Here is a 14797-nt window from a genome sequence, read left to right on the forward strand (position 1 = left end):
TCTAGAGTCAGTTAAATTTTTAATCTGTAATGCCCACAGCGTTAAAGGCCGTTTTAATCTGTTTAAGAACCCCTGTTTCTGAGCCATACAAATCGGTGGCGGATTGAAGTACGGCTGCACGGGCATCTTTGAAGCTAGCCGTTGAGTTTAGATAGAAGAGACTTTGATAATAAATATCTAAAGTAGCTTGTGTGCCGAGAGCTTGAGTTATTAAATAGGCAGCATGATTGGGAATGCCAGAGTTAATGTGTACGCCGCCATTATCGGTTTTTTCTGTGCAGTGCTTTGCGATATATTGCTCGTCAGTATGGGCGGGCTGCCCCCAAGACTTCAGGGGATGGTTGACTGAATGATCATTTTCAGGGTATTGATCGGAGCGGAAGCTAGGGTCATCCATACGGCGTAGCGCGTATAGCCAAGGTTGGTAGGGTTTCATCGCATCTTCGGCTATGAGATAAGGATTGGCTGCACCTCTTTTAAGACTGAAGAGCATCGCAATGGCATCTGCCCATGATTCATTCAGTGCTCCAGGTTCTTTGCAATAAACTAAATCCGCTGTTGCGTCGATAACTGCATGGGTAAGCTCATGAGAAACAATATCAAACGACCCCGCTAAGGTTTTAAATATTTTCTCTCCATCGCCATAAACCATGTAGTCACCACTCCAAAAGGCATTGTCATAGCCTTCGCCCATGTCATCTCCGTAATGGACAACGGAGAGAACCCCCATCGCTAAGCCGCTATCTTGCCACCAACTTAAATCACCTAAGCCTTTATAGAGGTTGATAACATTAATGCTATAGGTATAAGCGTCGATTGCGCTGGGGTCTTTCCACACATTATCTCGATCTTTTAAGAGGTCGATTCTGTCTAGGCCAACAGTATATTTGTAGGTTTCATATTGAACACTGGGGTTTTTACCTTGTTGGCTAGCCAGTAGGTAAATGCCATTAGCGTGTTTGGTGGTTTTAAACTTTTTGAGTTTACCCTGATGCCCGATGCCACTGCCCATAGCAGCCTCTCTGGTATCAAACTCATGCTGAGCTAGGGTGAGGCTAAACAAGGCTGGCAATGCGCGTGGTTTAAAGGCTTGGGCAGGGGTTGGGGTTGCTGCTAATGAGCTTGCTTGGAAGGGGTTAGCGATACCGGAGACCCGAGATTCACTGAGAATAATTGAGCCGTCTTGTGCATCCACCCAAATTTGGTATCGTGTTGGTGTCGGCTTAAGTTGTGGAGCAAATTGTATACGCCATGCTAAATGGGTTTGCCACTCCCAATGGAAATAAACTAAATCAGCTTGGTCAATGGTTGGGGCATTAGTGGCTGCACGCTGAGTGGCCTGCTGGGCCAGTCGGTGGGCGGTTGTTAGGTTGATAGTCGGTTCTGGGGGAATCGTAATATCGGTTACCAAGTGATTGGCTATAGTGCGTAATTGTCCTTGTTGAAGGCGAGCTACTAATTTGCCACCGGCCACCTCTAAACCGTGATGGGTTTGTTGATAACTAAGCATCTGGCCTGCGGGGGTGTTTGCTGATTTATTAAATACCAGCTGAGTCTCGGCAGGTATACCGAGTAAACTACGATGCTGTTGAATAAAGTCAGCAATGAGATCACTGCCTGTTTTACGACTATTCAGATAGAGTTGACCTGATAAATAACGTGCGTGTTGCTGAGTTGCATCCCAAGTAATCGTGAGTTTGGGGTCTTGAGCACGGAGTTGTTGGAGTTCATCCATCGGATTAGCATGCACTAATGTGCTAACGGCACAGAACAAACTAGCGGCTAAAACTAGTTGGCAGAGCTTAGGTGTGGCGGTCGTTTTTGAAGGCATCTAGGTTTCCATTCGTAGAGATTAGTTGAGTCATGTTAGGCTGGATGCTGAGTAGCTTAGCATTGAGCAAAATTTAAGAGTAAGTGAGCAAGCATCCAGTATAGCTGGGCCAATGTCCTGTGTGTATGGATACGCTGAGGCGGATGGTGATGATATTTTGCTACTCTCAGCGGGTATCCTTTGTTAGAGTGAGAAGTGATTGGCTTGTTTGCTGACAGCCTAATAAAGATTTACCGACAGGTTAGGACTAAAAGATGAATAAAAACTACCTCTCCACCAGTTCCGAATGGACTTTTGAAACGATCGCAGCCTATGACCGTGAAATTGCCCGGATTGCGCGTGATAAATTTCGGTTAGACACTTATCCCAATCAAATCGAGATTATTCGTTCTGACCAGATGATGGATGCTTATGCCTCGATTGGCATGCCGGTTTTTTATAATCATTGGTCGTATGGCAAGCACTTCGTCAATGTAGAGCAGAACTACTCGCGTGGACGTATGGGCTTGGCGTATGAGATTGTGATTAATTCCAATCCTTGTATTGCCTATTTAATGGAAGAGAACACTCTCACCATGCAAGCCTTGGTGATTGCCCATGCCTGCTATGGGCATAACTCTTTCTTTAAGGGTAATTATCTATTCCGCAATTGGACCGATGCGGAAGCGATTGTCGATTATCTATTATTTGCCAAGAATTATATTGCCGAATGCGAAGAGCGCTATGGGGTGCAGGCGGTTGAGCTATTGCTGGATTCTTGTCATGCCCTGATGAATTATGGGGTGGATCGTTATAAACGTCCTGTACCGATTTCAGCGGCGAAAGAAGCTTTGCGCCAGCAAGAGCGTGAGCAATATATTCAACAGCATATCAATGATTTATGGCGTACTTTACCGCCAAGATTGCATGTTGATGAGCAGCGGGAAATTCCGAAATTCCCCGTCGAGTCACAGGAAAATATTCTCTACTTTATTGAGAAAAACGCCCCCCTTCTCGAGGGCTGGCAGCGGGAAATCGTGCGTATTGTGCGTAAAGTGGCGCAATACTTCTATCCACAGCGCCAAACTCAAGTGATGAACGAAGGCTGGGCCACTTTCTGGCATTACACCATTTTAAATGAGTTATATGACGAAGGTTTAGTGAATGAAGGCTTCATGATGGAGTTTTTGACTTCACATACTAATGTGGTGATGCAGCCTGATTTCGATAGCCGCTATTATTCGGGCATTAATCCGTATGCGCTTGGCTTTGCGATGATGAAAGATATTCGCCGCATTTGCCAAGAACCGACGGATGAGGATAAACGCTGGTTTCCCGATATCGCGGGTTCAGACTGGATTACTACCCTCGATCAGGTGATGCGTAACTATCGTGATGAAAGCTTTATCCTGCAATTCATGTCGCCAAAAATCATGCGCGAGTTTCATTTCTTTGCCTTGCAAGATGATGACCGTCGCAATGTGATTGATGTCACTGCGATCCACAATGACGAAGGCTATCGGTTACTGCGTGAGACTTTATCTCAGCAATATAATCTCAGTTCGCAAGAGCCGGATATTCAAGTGGAAAGTGTGAATATTCGGGGTGATCGTTCCCTGACGCTTTATCATCATATGCATAATCGGCGTCCTTTGAGCAATGATTGCTATGAGATGTTGCGGCATGTGCATCGCCTTTGGGGCTATGATGTGCATTTACACTCGGTCGAAACCGATGGGCGGCGGGTACGGAGTTATCATTTGCAGGAAGGGCGTGAGTAAGCCCCAGTATTGGATAGCTGCTTGTTGTCAGGATCGTTTTCCTCTTTATCTTCTATTCCCAGCCTTTAGCTTTGGTGGCAAGCGCTGGGGATAGAGGCTGTCAATAGGTTAAGCCATGACCTAGGTCGCCTTCGGTGAAAAATCTAAATCCACTTGCGATTGCAGTGCGTAATGATTCTTAAGTGACTCCACAAACACTTAAACCTTGATCATTACAAGCGGAGGAAATCGCCATGAAACTACCTTTAATCATCTTGCCTATGACTTGCTTAGCCTTAGCTATCTCTAGTGCTGTGCAAGCCTCTAGCCATCGTGAAGCGCCGTTTATTACCGAAAATCCTAAAGTAGATGCCACGGATTTTTATGCCTTTCGTAGTTATGAGCCGGGGCGTGAGGGGTTTGTGACCTTAATCGCCAATTATAATCCACTTCAAGATGCTTATGGTGGACCGAATTATTTCAGTTTGTCGCCTGACGCGATTTATGAAATTCATGTCGATAATAATGGTGATGCTAAAGAAGATTTAACTTTTCAATTCGATTTTAGCCAGCGTTTAGGCAATGCAGGGAAAGGGTTAGCCTTACCGATTGATGGAAAAAATGTTCCCGTCCCCTTAACCAATATTGGACCTATTCTAGCGAATGACCATGCCAATGCGAATTTTCGTGAATTTTATACGCTGAATCTGATTAAAGGTGATCGTCGCACAGGTGAGGCGATCAGAGCTAAGCAAGCGGACAATAATCGTAGTTTCTTTGCTAAGCCGTTGGATAATATTGGTGGCAAAACCTTTAGTACACAGAGTTATGAAGATTATGCACATACCTTTATTCAACCTGTGCGCTTAAATGGTTGTCCGGCGAATGCCCAAATTGGGCGGGTGTTTGTTGGGCAACGTAAAGATCCATTTGCGGTGAATCTGGGTGAAATTTTCGACTTAGTGAATACGAATCCCGTCGGTGCTACCGATGGTGAAGCCGATGCTTTAGCTGACAAAAATGTTACCACACTGGCTTTAGAAGTACCGATTGCCTGCTTAAAAGGGAGTGGTGAGGGTATTATCGGTTTATGGACTACAGCGAGTTTGCCGCAAACCAGCTCCTTACTCGAAGAGCCAAAAAACCTTAAAGCAAAAAGCTCGACCGGGCCTTGGGTTCAAGTTTCCCGTTTAGGCATGCCTTTGGTGAATGAAGTGGTGATTGGTCTGCCAGATAAAAATCGTTTCAATGCCAGCCAGCCCAAGGATGATGCGCAATTTATTGACTATGTGACTAAACCCACTTTGCCCGTTCTGTTGAGTGCGCTGTTTGGAGTGGAAGCACCGACGGTGACTGGTCGACCTGATTTAGTGGCCGCTTTTTTGACCGGCTTAAAAGGTGTGAATGCTAATGGCTCCGTGGGCGAAATGGTTCGTTTAAATATGAATATTCAACCCACCGCCCAAGCAGCACAGAAAAACCTAGGTGTAGCAGCTGGAGATGCTGCAGGCTTTCCGAATGGTCGTCGCCCAGGGGATGATGTAGTTGATGCAGAGTTGCGGGTAGCGATGGGCTTGCTCTGCCATTTAGGGTTAAACCTCTGCACACCTGAGCAAGCGGTGAGTGGGCAGTTGCCTTATACCGATGGGGTTCTGCAAACTGCTGAGCCATTCAAGGCGAGTTTCCCTTATCTGAATACACCGCTAGCGGGTTCTCCTAACTAAGCTCAGCCACCACAATCACTGCAGTGATCAGCGGTTGATTGCCAATTCGCAAAGATGGAGTCAGTAAAATGAAGCCTGTCGTTTATAAAACGTCCCTTCCACGCTGGAGTTTTATTGGCTCTATCTTTTGCGTCTTGATCTTAAGCACGACGTTGAATACTAGGCTACAAGCGGCCGCTTATACTCCGCCCTCCGATCAGACGGTATTAACGGTTTTACCGGATTTTTTACTAAGCCATTCAGCCGAAATCCGCAGTTTTAAGGCGCGCTTACAGGCAGAGCCGCACTCAGTAGCCGCCAGCACAGGCTTAGCTCGCTTATATATTGACTTAGGCCGTCGTGAAGCTGATCCACGTTATTATGGGTATGCCGAAGCGCTGTTAAGCCCGTGGTGGACAGCTAGCCAGCCGCCGCCTGAGGTTTTATTGCTGCGGGCGCTTTTGCGGCAACACCAGCATGATTATGCCGCTGCTTTGCAGGATTTACAGCAGCTAGTCCAACAGCAAGCGGGTTCGAGCCAAGCTTGGTTAACGCTCGCCGTGGTGCAATGGGTACAAGGTGATTATGCAGCAGCCAAGCAAAGCTGTAAGGCTTTAGCTAATAGCTCTACTTGGTATGGTTCAGTCTGCTTTAGCCAAGTCCTCAGTTTTACGGGTGAGGCAGAACGGGCTTATCAACTACAACTCAGCTTATTGCCAGCCTTACCGCAAGCCACCCCTGAGCTAGCACAATGGGTGCAGACCAATCTTGCTGAAATAGCTTGGCGTTTGGGTCAGCTCCCTAAAGCCGAACAGCATTTTCGTGAGGCTTTAGCCATCGAGCGACAAGATCATTATCTATTGCGTGTTTATAGCGATTTTCTATTAAGTCAGCAGCGCTCTGCAGAGGTGATTCGGTTACTTAAAGATAAAACCACGGATGATGCTTTACTGTTGCGCTTAGCCTTCGCCAGTCAACAGGCTCAGGACATCGAAGCTACCCAGTTTTATCGGCAGCAATTGCAGGCACGCTATCAGGCTGCAGATTTACGGAATAGCAAGCTGCATCAACGTGATGAGGCTTGGTATCTCTTGAGTTTTGAGGAAAACAGCCAGCGTGCACTTGAATTAGCGCAAGCGAATTGGGCTGAGCAAAAAGAAGCCGAAGATACTGCTTTATTGCTCCGCGCTGCTTTAGCTAATCAAGATTTTACAACAGCGCGCAAGGTTCAAATGTGGTTGCAACAAAACCAACAGCAAGATACTCGCTTAGAGGGTTTATTAGCGCAAATTCCTAAGGAGCAAGCATCATGAAGCGAGCTTTATCCGGTGTTTTTACGGTGTGCTGTTTATTGCTAAGTTTGAATGCTTTTGCACATAAACCCAGTGATAGTTATTTGTTTTTGCAGACGGATTCCAGCTTACGTTGGGATTTGGCCTTGCGCGATTTAGAGCAAGCTATCGGTCTTGATAGGAATCAAGATGGCCAAGTTACTTGGGGTGAGGTCAAGCAACAACAAGCAGCGATCAGTGCTTATGCGCTAAGCCGCCTCCAGCTTCAACAAGACGGGCAGGTTTGCACGTTGAGTTTACAGCGATTACAAATTGATGAGCACACGGATGGGGCTTATGCCGTTTTGTTATTGCAACCCCGCTGTTCGTTAGCGGCGAATGCTGCCTTGAATTTTAAGTATCAATTGCTGTTTGATATTGATCCTAGCCACCGTGGCGTTCTCTTAGATCAGCGTGCAGGAATAGCCGCTAGTTCGATGATTTTTTCAAAAGAGCAACCGGAACTCAGCCTGAGTCCACAGCAGCTCACTCGTTGGTCAACTTTGGTTAATTATATTAATGAAGGCATTTATCATATTTGGATGGGTTTAGATCATTTGCTGTTTATTAGTTTGTTAATTTTGCCCGCTGTGCTGGTGGTTAAGGATCATCGTTGGCAGCAAGTGACTGCGTTTCGACCTGCTTTATGGAATTTGCTCAAGGTGATTACCGCATTTACGATTGCCCATTCGATTACCCTGTGTTTAGCAGTATTAGGGGTGGTCAGTTTGCCTTCACGTTGGGTTGAATCCGCGATTGCTGTGTCGATTATCGTGTTGGCTTTAAATATTTTTTATCCGGTCATTAAACACAATCAAGGGTGGCTCGCCTTTGGCTTTGGTTTATTACACGGGTTCGGGTTTGCAAGTGTATTGATGGAACTGGAGCTACCTCAAGCCACTTTGGTGCAAGCTTTACTCGGCTTTAATCTAGGGGTAGAGCTAGGGCAGTTAATGTTGGTTTTATTGGTATTTCCATTAGCTTATCTGTTGCGTTCGACTAAGTTCTATCAAGTGCCGATTTTATATGGTAGTGCCGCTTTAACCTTAGTTTTAGCCAGTATTTGGTTAGTTGAGCGCGCTTTTGATACCACTTTATTCGCCTAAATAGGGACAAATATCGAGGGTCGGTTGAAACCCGCTACGCATTATTAGAATGCCTATAATTGTCTATGTTAAGCTAGCTTACATTGCCCTTAGTAGTCAGCCGTAGTGAATAATCAGACCGAACTTTATGCTCTAATCGAGCGAATGCAACACAGCGATCAGGCTGCCTTAGGGCGCTTTTATGATCTGACCGTCAGTTATGTATTTGGTCTAGCAATGCGCATTACTTCCAAACCCAGTTTGGCGGAAGAAGTAGTTAATGATGTTTATCTGCAAGCGTGGCGGAATCGGGCGAATTATCAGGCTAGTCAAGCAGCACCTTTGGCTTGGTTAATGATGATGACGCATAGTCGTGCTATTGATGCTTTGCGCAGAGAAGCGACTGCGACTCAGCAACAATTACCGATTGCCGATGATTTTGATGCGGTCGATGAGCACAGTTTGAATCAGCTTGAGCAGCTGACCCAGCTCGAGCAGACTGAGCAATTAGCCGCTGCCTTAAAGCTCTTGAATACACAGCAGCGTCAATGGATTATGTTGGCTTTTTATCGGGGTATGAGCCATCAGGACATTGCCGATTATACGGGAGAGCCACTTGGAACAGTGAAAACGGTTTTGCGGCGCGCACAGGCTATCTTGCGTACCGCATTGACGACCACATACCCGCATGGGGGTATTTATGAATAGCAGTAATGATAATTTAAATTTAAGTATGAATAATGGGCTAGAACAGGATGTGGTTGAATTATTAGCTGAGCATCAAGCAGCTTATCCGCTGCCTGCTCAGCTAAAAGCCAGTATGCGGACTAAACTGCTGGCTCAAGTTCATGCCGAAGAAGCAGCTATCCAACCGGGCTTTAAGACGATTCGTGCTCATGAAGGTGAATGGCTAGAGCCTTTGCCGGGGGCAAAAATCAAAATTCTCCATCAAGAAGGGAGTTCGGATTTACTCACCTATCTGGCTCGTTTAGCGCCCGGTTTTGAAATGCAAGGGCATCCACATCCTTATCCTGAAGAATGCTTAATGCTTGAAGGGGATTTATGGCTCGGTGAGCTTAAGCTACAAGCAGGTGATTATCATTTTGCTGAGCAAGGCCTATATCATGGACGCTTGCGGACTGAGACCGGGGCTTTGGTGTTATTAAAAGGCGCTTTACCACCGATTTGAGTCAGCTATGAAGGCTTACTCAGTTTAACGATTATGAAGTAGTGGCCTGCAAAATAAACTTGTCCGCTTTTCCACTTCGCGGCACCTATCTTAAACGGAATCCAGCCCAAGGATCGCTGTGCACCGCCCGATACCCGCCAGCACAGCTGATCCGTTTTGAATGGGCGACGGGCTGTATGATGAGCTGCAATCACTTCTTGAACCTTGATGCGAACTTTTAAGGTTTTGAGATTGGCCTTTTCTTTCATAAAGCTTATTATAAATAGCCTAGTCTAACTATTAAAGAATCAGTCTATGAATATTCGTACAGGTCGACACTGCGTCTTTATGCTGCACGCCCATTTAATTTTTATCACTAAATATCGTGGCAACGTATTCAATGAATCTAGCCTTCAGCGCTTAGAAGCCATCTTGAAAGAGGTTTGCCGACTATTTGAAGTCGAACTGGTCGAGTTCAACGGGGAACACGATCACGTCCATTTACTGATTAATTACCCGCCTAAAGTTCAGCTCTCCAAACTCATTAACTCACTCAAAGGGGTATCCAGCCGAAAATTGAAACAAGAATTTGACTCTATTCGTGAGCACTGGATATGCAAAAAATCAGGTTCACTGTGGTCGCCTTCTTACTTTGCTGGGAGTGTCGGCGGTGCGCCTCTATCAGTCCTTAAACAATATATTGAGCAACAGGATGGACCGCTTTAATCGGCTCACGCCGATTGCCTTGTAGCCCCCACCTCAAAGGGGCTTTACGGCTTCTTTGGTAACGGAAATTTCAAAGCATAATCTGGTGTTGCAAGGCCTGCTGGTAAATCATCAGCAGGGATAGGCTCGCCATAGACCTGTGTTAACGGAATCACCCCCGCCCAATGCGGCAAACTCACATCATCCTTATCATCGTTGGGGCCGCCAGTACGTACTTTGCAGGCCGCTTCACTCAAGGGAATACGGATGAGGGTAGTCGCTTTTAATTCTTCGGGTAAATGTTCACGATAATCACCTTTCGACCCCGGAATAATCGTATAGGTGATTTGATGCAAGAGTTCAGCTTTTTCAGTTCCCTCTACGGCTTCCCCTTGACCGTGGGCGACTGCGGAACGGTAGTTGGCAGAGCAATTCATTCCAGAGCGTGCTACTACAATCCCATCAATCAGCGTGAAAGCGACACAGACTGGATGGCCTGCACGGAGGTGTTTAATGATGCGTGAAGTCCGTGAGCCGTGTAGGTAAATATGTTCGCCGATGCGCGCTACCATCATTGGGAGAGCAAAGGGCTGCCCGTCTATGGCGACCGATACTGTACCGACGAGGGCAGCATCAATAATCGCATACAGTGTTTCTGCTTGATAATCAGCCCGTGCTGCCGATTGTTTGACCGTAGCACGAGCACTCGGTGCCTGCTCACGAGTTCTAGCCATCTTGCAACTCCCATTCACACATCAATTTTAGAGGTTTAAAACGCATTAATAATCGCAGCGACTAAGGCGAACATACCCCAGACCATAAAGCCTAAGACCACAATGAAAAATACAAGTAGAGCAATTAGGGTCAGAGTGCTTTGTCTAGTGGTATCCCTAGGATTTAACACGTATTTGCGCATTAAATTGACATTACGCTGATTGGCTTTGAAGATAAAATCAAATAAATCGCCAAGAATCGGGATAACACCAATCACGCTTTCTAATAAGATATTTAAAGCCATCCGTGCCAGCACCGCTTTCGGGACTTTAAGCTTAACCGCTTGGTATAAAATATAGGTGGACAAACCACCGGCTGCTAAGTCACCGACCCCCGGAATTAACCCTAAAATCCCGTCAAGACCGATTTTCCAAGAGGTTCCTGGGATTTTGATCGAGTTATCTAATAACCATGCTAAATTATCCAGCTTTTTACTGAGCTGCTCATTACTCATGTAAGTTTCCTCTAACGGCTAGGTTAATCGCTATTGTATAGGTGAAGCTAGGGGACTTTTAGCAGAAAAAACCGCTTAAGTCTTAATTTATTTGACTTTAATTATGCAGTTTATCGGATACTTATCCGCTATTGATCAGATCCATTGTTCAAGGGATACTCATCGGCTAAGGCCTGATCGACTAACTCCAACCAATGCACGACTCGGAGTTTAGTGCCACTTGCTAAATGCAACTGGCAACCAATATTGGCGGTTGCGATCACTTGCGGCTGTGAGGCTTGCAGAGCTTGGAGTTTATTGCTTAACAGTTGTTGAGATAATTCCGCCTGTAAAATCGAATACGTACCCGCTGAGCCACAGCAAAGATGGGCGTCGGCAACAGGTACTAACTCAAACCCTAGTTTTTGTAAGATACCCTCAACCACACCATTGAGTTTTAAACCATGCTGCAAGGTGCATGGGCTGTGAAACGCGACTTTTTTTAAGTGTTCAGGAATCTGTGGATGGCTAAATTCGGCTGTTGCTAATAACTCACTACTGTCTTTGGCGAGCGCAGAGATAGTTTGGGCTTTGGTCGCATACAGAGGATCGTGTTTTAGTAAATGCCCATACTCTTTTAACATCAGCCCACAGCCACTAGCACTGATCACAATCGCTTCTGCACCCGCTTCAAGATGAGGCCACCAAGCATCAATATTTCGGCGCATGAAATTTAACGCTGCCTCAGGTGCCGCTAGATGTTGACTGACCGCTCCGCAACAACCCGCTGCTTTAACCCGCACTAATTCGATCCCCAGCTGGTGTAAAATCCGTGCCAGCGCTGCTGTCGTGGAAGGTGTCACAGCGGCTTGCACACAACCTTCAAACGCTAAAACTTTGCGGGCTTGAGGTTTCACCGACCATTGATAGCGATTACCTTGTTGAGCAGGTAGTTTTCTAGCTAAGGTTTTGGGCAGCAGTGGTTTAACTAAATAGGCGAATGCTAGCAAGGCGCTCACCCGCTGTGGATAGGGCAGGATCGTCCGTAAAGCTTGGCGTTGCAATTTCTCTAAAAAAGGGCGTTGAGTGTGTTCTTCAACAATCTCCCGTCCAATATCTAACAAACGTCCATAATCGACCCCCGAGGGGCAAGTGGTTTCACAGGAGCGGCAGCTTAGGCAACGATCTAAATGAGTGCGGGTGACTGCCGTCGGCTGTGCACCTTCGAGGATTTGTTTAATTTGATAAATTCGTCCACGCGGACCATCTAATTCATCGCCCAATAACTGATAAGTAGGACAGGTAGCGGTGCAAAATCCACAATGTACGCAAGCTCGTAAAATGGCTTCAGCGGTTTGACCTTGCGCGCTCTGACGATACGGCTCGCTTAAATTAGTTTGCATGAAGGCTTCTCTTTATAGACCAAGATATAAGCGATTAGGATTGAATAGGCCTTTCGGGTCAAAGGCTTGCTTTAATTGCCGATGATAATGCATGAGTTCAGGTGTTAAGGATTGGAAAACACTAGGGCTGACAGGCGTTGGCTCCGATGAACGCCGAAACAGGGTTGCATGTCCACCGTATTCGGCCACCGTGTTACGAATCTGCAGTGCATCTAAGTTACTGACTAACCAGCGTTGTGCTCCACCCCAGTCATATAGGGTTGACCCCGCCAACTCAAGGACACCTGTATCTGCAGGCAGTGATAACCGCCACAGCGGTTCAGTGGTTTGGAAAAATGCCAATTGCTGCTCACGCAGGCTGAGCCAAAAATTTGTACCAGCGGCTAAAGCTGTTCCACCGATGAAAGCGCTGGCCTGTTTAACAGCTCCTTCAGTCCCGCTCAATCTGATATAAGCTTGACCATCCAGATAGGCAAAGCCACTCAGTGGCAAGGGCAGGCGTGCAGAGTGGTTGGCTTGTTGTAGCATGTCAGTCGTGCTTAAGGTGTTAACTAAAGTGAGTTCAGTTTCTGGTTTAGGGATCACGCGCAAGGAAAGCTCTAAGAGCACCCCTAAAGTCCCTAAAGCGCCCGCCATTAAGCGTGAAACATCATAGCCTGCAACATTTTTCATGACTTGGCCACCAAACTGCAGAATTTCACCTTGGCCATTGATGAGCTTGCAGCCCAGCACAAAGTCACGTGCAGCCCCTAAATAGGGGCGGGCAGGGCCAGAAAAATTACTCGCAATTGTGCCACCAAGAGTAGCCGTTTCGGCAAAATGGGGTGGTTCAAAAGCTAAACACTGACCGTGTGCGGCTAAGGTGGCTTCCAGTTCAGTTAAACGGGTACCTGCGCGTGCTGTAATGACTAATTCACTGGGTTCATAGTTTAAAATACCGCTGTGCCCAGCCACTGCTAAGATTTCACCTTCAGTCGGATTGCCATACCAAGTTTTGCTCTTGCCCGCTTGGATATCTAAAGTTCTGCCTTGCGCATAAGCGGCCTGCACTTGTGCTTGTAAAGCTTGGCTGAGATCTTCACTCATTAAAAGCGCTCCAAATCAGCATGCGGTAATTGCCCTTGATGCACATGCAGTGCGCCAAACTCAGCACAGCGTTGTAAAGTCGGGACGGCTTTACCCGGATTGAGTAAGCCTTCAGGGTCAAATGCAGCTTTCACGGCATGAAATTGAGTCAATTCTAAACGGTTAAATTGCGCACACATCTGATTGATTTTTTCCATGCCCACCCCATGTTCACCCGTGATCGTACCGCCTACGGCTACACACAGCTCTAAAATCTTGCCACCAAATGCCTCAGCACGCTCCAATTGCCCGGGCTGATTCGCATCAAACAAAATCAAAGGATGTAAATTACCATCGCCAGCATGAAACACATTCGCTACAGCTAGCTCAAATTCTTGCGAGAATTCATGAATCGCTTGTAAAACTTGAGGTAAATGTTTGCGCGGTATAGTCCCATCCATGCAATAGTAATCGGGTGAGATCCGTCCGACCGCAGGGAAGGCTGATTTCCGACCTTTCCATAAAATGGCACGTTCTTGAGCATCTTTCGCCGTGCGTACCTCAGTGGCTGCACTCTTGATTAAAATCTCGTGTACGCGCAGAAGTTGCTCAGATACTTCTGCATGCGTTCCATCGAGTTCACACAATAGAATCGCGGCTGCCTCGGTAGGGTAGCCCGCTTGTGCAAATGCTTCCGCTGCTTGAATCGCAGGGCCATCCATCATTTCTAAGCCCGCCGGAATAATCCCTGCGGAAATAATTGCACCCACGGCAGCACCCGCTTTAATCACATCATCAAATGCGGCTAGCAGCACTTGCACTCGCTCAGGTTTGGGTAGCAATTTAACCGTGACTTCAACAATCACCCCGAGCATGCCTTCCGAGCCTGTCATCAGGGCTAATAGGTCATAACCGGGCGAGTCAAGGCTGTGGCTACCGATGGTGAGTAGTTCACCTTCAATCGTGACCAGCTTAATTTGTAAAATATTGTGAACGGTTAAGCCATATTTTAAACAATGCACCCCGCCCGAGTTTTCCGCCACATTCCCACCAATGGTGCAGGCAATTTGTGAGGAAGGATCAGGGGCATAATAGAGTCCTAAATGATCGACTGCTTGGGTAATCGCAAGATTACGCACACCGGGCTGAACCGTCGCAGTACGGCGCTTGGGATTAATGTCTAAAATTTTGGTGAATTTAGCCAAACTTAAGAGTACGCCTTGCTCATGTGGCAAGGCTCCTCCAGATAAACCAGTGCCTGCACCTCGGGCAACAACCGGCACTTTTTGTGTATGACATATTTGTAAAATCGCCTGCACTTGTTCGATGGTTTCCGGCAAGACCACGACTAAAGGTAGACGGCGATAAGCACTTAAACCATCGCATTCGTAAGGTTTGAGCTCTTCCGGTCGAGTCAAAATCAGGACCGGCGGACGAAGCGCCTGTAAAGCAGCAATCAGTAGTTCGCGGTCAGGGTTAAACGTTTGGACTGGCATAAGGTTCGCTGTCAAAGAGGGCAGGTTAGCTACTTTAACTTGGATTAAGAGTGAGGCAAAGAAT

14 protein-coding genes are annotated in these 14797 nt (G+C 46.7%); 7 read left to right on the forward strand and 7 right to left on the reverse strand.

Annotated elements, in window-relative coordinates:
• Nucleotides 1–19: 19 nt before the first annotated feature.
• On the reverse strand, nucleotides 20–1831 hold the full coding sequence (locus B5D50_RS15930; protein WP_078923650.1) for a M4 family metallopeptidase: 1812 nt from the start codon (nucleotides 1829–1831) through the stop codon (nucleotides 20–22).
• Between the two features lie 254 nt (nucleotides 1832–2085).
• On the opposite strand from B5D50_RS15930, the gene B5D50_RS15935 reads away from it, so the two are divergent.
• The 6 genes from B5D50_RS15935 to B5D50_RS15960 all read left to right on the forward strand — a co-directional run bounded on the left by B5D50_RS15935 (nucleotide 2086) and on the right by B5D50_RS15960 (nucleotide 8878).
• On the forward strand, nucleotides 2086–3591 hold the full coding sequence (locus B5D50_RS15935; RefSeq protein ID WP_078923651.1) for a SpoVR family protein: 1506 nt from the start codon (nucleotides 2086–2088) through the stop codon (nucleotides 3589–3591).
• 233 nt (nucleotides 3592–3824) lie between these two features.
• The gene (locus B5D50_RS15940; RefSeq protein WP_078923652.1) at nucleotides 3825–5294 is read left to right on the forward strand and encodes a DUF4331 domain-containing protein; all 1470 of its coding nucleotides are present in this window, start codon (nucleotides 3825–3827) and stop codon (nucleotides 5292–5294) included.
• 68 nt (nucleotides 5295–5362) lie between these two features.
• Nucleotides 5363–6586 (forward strand): tetratricopeptide repeat protein, encoded by a 1224-nt coding sequence (locus B5D50_RS15945; RefSeq protein WP_078923653.1) that lies wholly within the window; start codon nucleotides 5363–5365, stop codon nucleotides 6584–6586.
• On the forward strand, nucleotides 6583–7710 hold the full coding sequence (locus B5D50_RS15950) for a HupE/UreJ family protein (RefSeq protein WP_078923654.1): 1128 nt from the start codon (nucleotides 6583–6585) through the stop codon (nucleotides 7708–7710). The genes B5D50_RS15945 and B5D50_RS15950 overlap by 4 nt, the downstream gene beginning before the upstream one ends.
• 105 nt (nucleotides 7711–7815) lie before the next feature.
• The gene (locus B5D50_RS15955) at nucleotides 7816–8397 is read left to right on the forward strand and encodes a sigma-70 family RNA polymerase sigma factor (protein ID WP_143594390.1); all 582 of its coding nucleotides are present in this window, start codon (nucleotides 7816–7818) and stop codon (nucleotides 8395–8397) included.
• Nucleotides 8390–8878: a cupin domain-containing protein gene (locus B5D50_RS15960; RefSeq protein ID WP_159448655.1), complete on the forward strand. Its 489-nt coding sequence runs from the start codon at nucleotides 8390–8392 to the stop codon at nucleotides 8876–8878. Before B5D50_RS15955 ends, B5D50_RS15960 begins: the two co-directional genes overlap by 8 nt.
• Before the next feature lie 5 nt (nucleotides 8879–8883).
• Here the strand turns inward: B5D50_RS15960 and B5D50_RS15965 are convergent, their stop codons facing one another.
• Complete coding sequence (locus B5D50_RS15965) at nucleotides 8884–9126, reverse strand: hypothetical protein (RefSeq protein ID WP_200807116.1); 243 nt, start codon at nucleotides 9124–9126, stop codon at nucleotides 8884–8886.
• A 46-nt stretch (nucleotides 9127–9172) separates the two neighbouring features.
• On the opposite strand from B5D50_RS15965, the gene tnpA reads away from it, so the two are divergent.
• The gene (gene tnpA, locus B5D50_RS15970) at nucleotides 9173–9583 is read left to right on the forward strand and encodes an IS200/IS605 family transposase (protein WP_078923656.1); all 411 of its coding nucleotides are present in this window, start codon (nucleotides 9173–9175) and stop codon (nucleotides 9581–9583) included.
• A gap of 44 nt (nucleotides 9584–9627) precedes the next feature.
• Here tnpA and B5D50_RS15975 read toward each other — a convergent pair whose 3' ends face one another.
• The 5 genes from B5D50_RS15975 to B5D50_RS15995 all read right to left on the reverse strand — a co-directional run bounded on the left by B5D50_RS15975 (nucleotide 9628) and on the right by B5D50_RS15995 (nucleotide 14733).
• A complete protein-coding gene (locus B5D50_RS15975; RefSeq protein WP_078923657.1) occupies nucleotides 9628–10296 on the reverse strand; it encodes a pyridoxamine 5'-phosphate oxidase family protein in 669 nt (222 codons plus the stop codon).
• A gap of 35 nt (nucleotides 10297–10331) precedes the next feature.
• Complete coding sequence (locus B5D50_RS15980; protein WP_078923658.1) at nucleotides 10332–10790, reverse strand: DUF4112 domain-containing protein; 459 nt, start codon at nucleotides 10788–10790, stop codon at nucleotides 10332–10334.
• A gap of 128 nt (nucleotides 10791–10918) precedes the next feature.
• A complete protein-coding gene (glcF, locus tag B5D50_RS15985; protein ID WP_078923659.1) occupies nucleotides 10919–12172 on the reverse strand; it encodes a glycolate oxidase subunit GlcF in 1254 nt (417 codons plus the stop codon).
• 12 nt (nucleotides 12173–12184) lie between these two features.
• On the reverse strand, nucleotides 12185–13258 hold the full coding sequence (glcE, locus tag B5D50_RS15990; RefSeq protein ID WP_078923660.1) for a glycolate oxidase subunit GlcE: 1074 nt from the start codon (nucleotides 13256–13258) through the stop codon (nucleotides 12185–12187).
• On the reverse strand, nucleotides 13258–14733 hold the full coding sequence (locus B5D50_RS15995; RefSeq protein WP_078923661.1) for an FAD-linked oxidase C-terminal domain-containing protein: 1476 nt from the start codon (nucleotides 14731–14733) through the stop codon (nucleotides 13258–13260). Before B5D50_RS15995 ends, glcE begins: the two co-directional genes overlap by 1 nt.
• Nucleotides 14734–14797: the final 64 nt, after the last annotated feature.

The sequence above is a fragment of the Thiothrix eikelboomii genome (genome assembly GCF_900167255.1).
Taxonomy (GTDB): domain Bacteria; phylum Pseudomonadota; class Gammaproteobacteria; order Thiotrichales; family Thiotrichaceae; genus Thiolinea; species Thiolinea eikelboomii.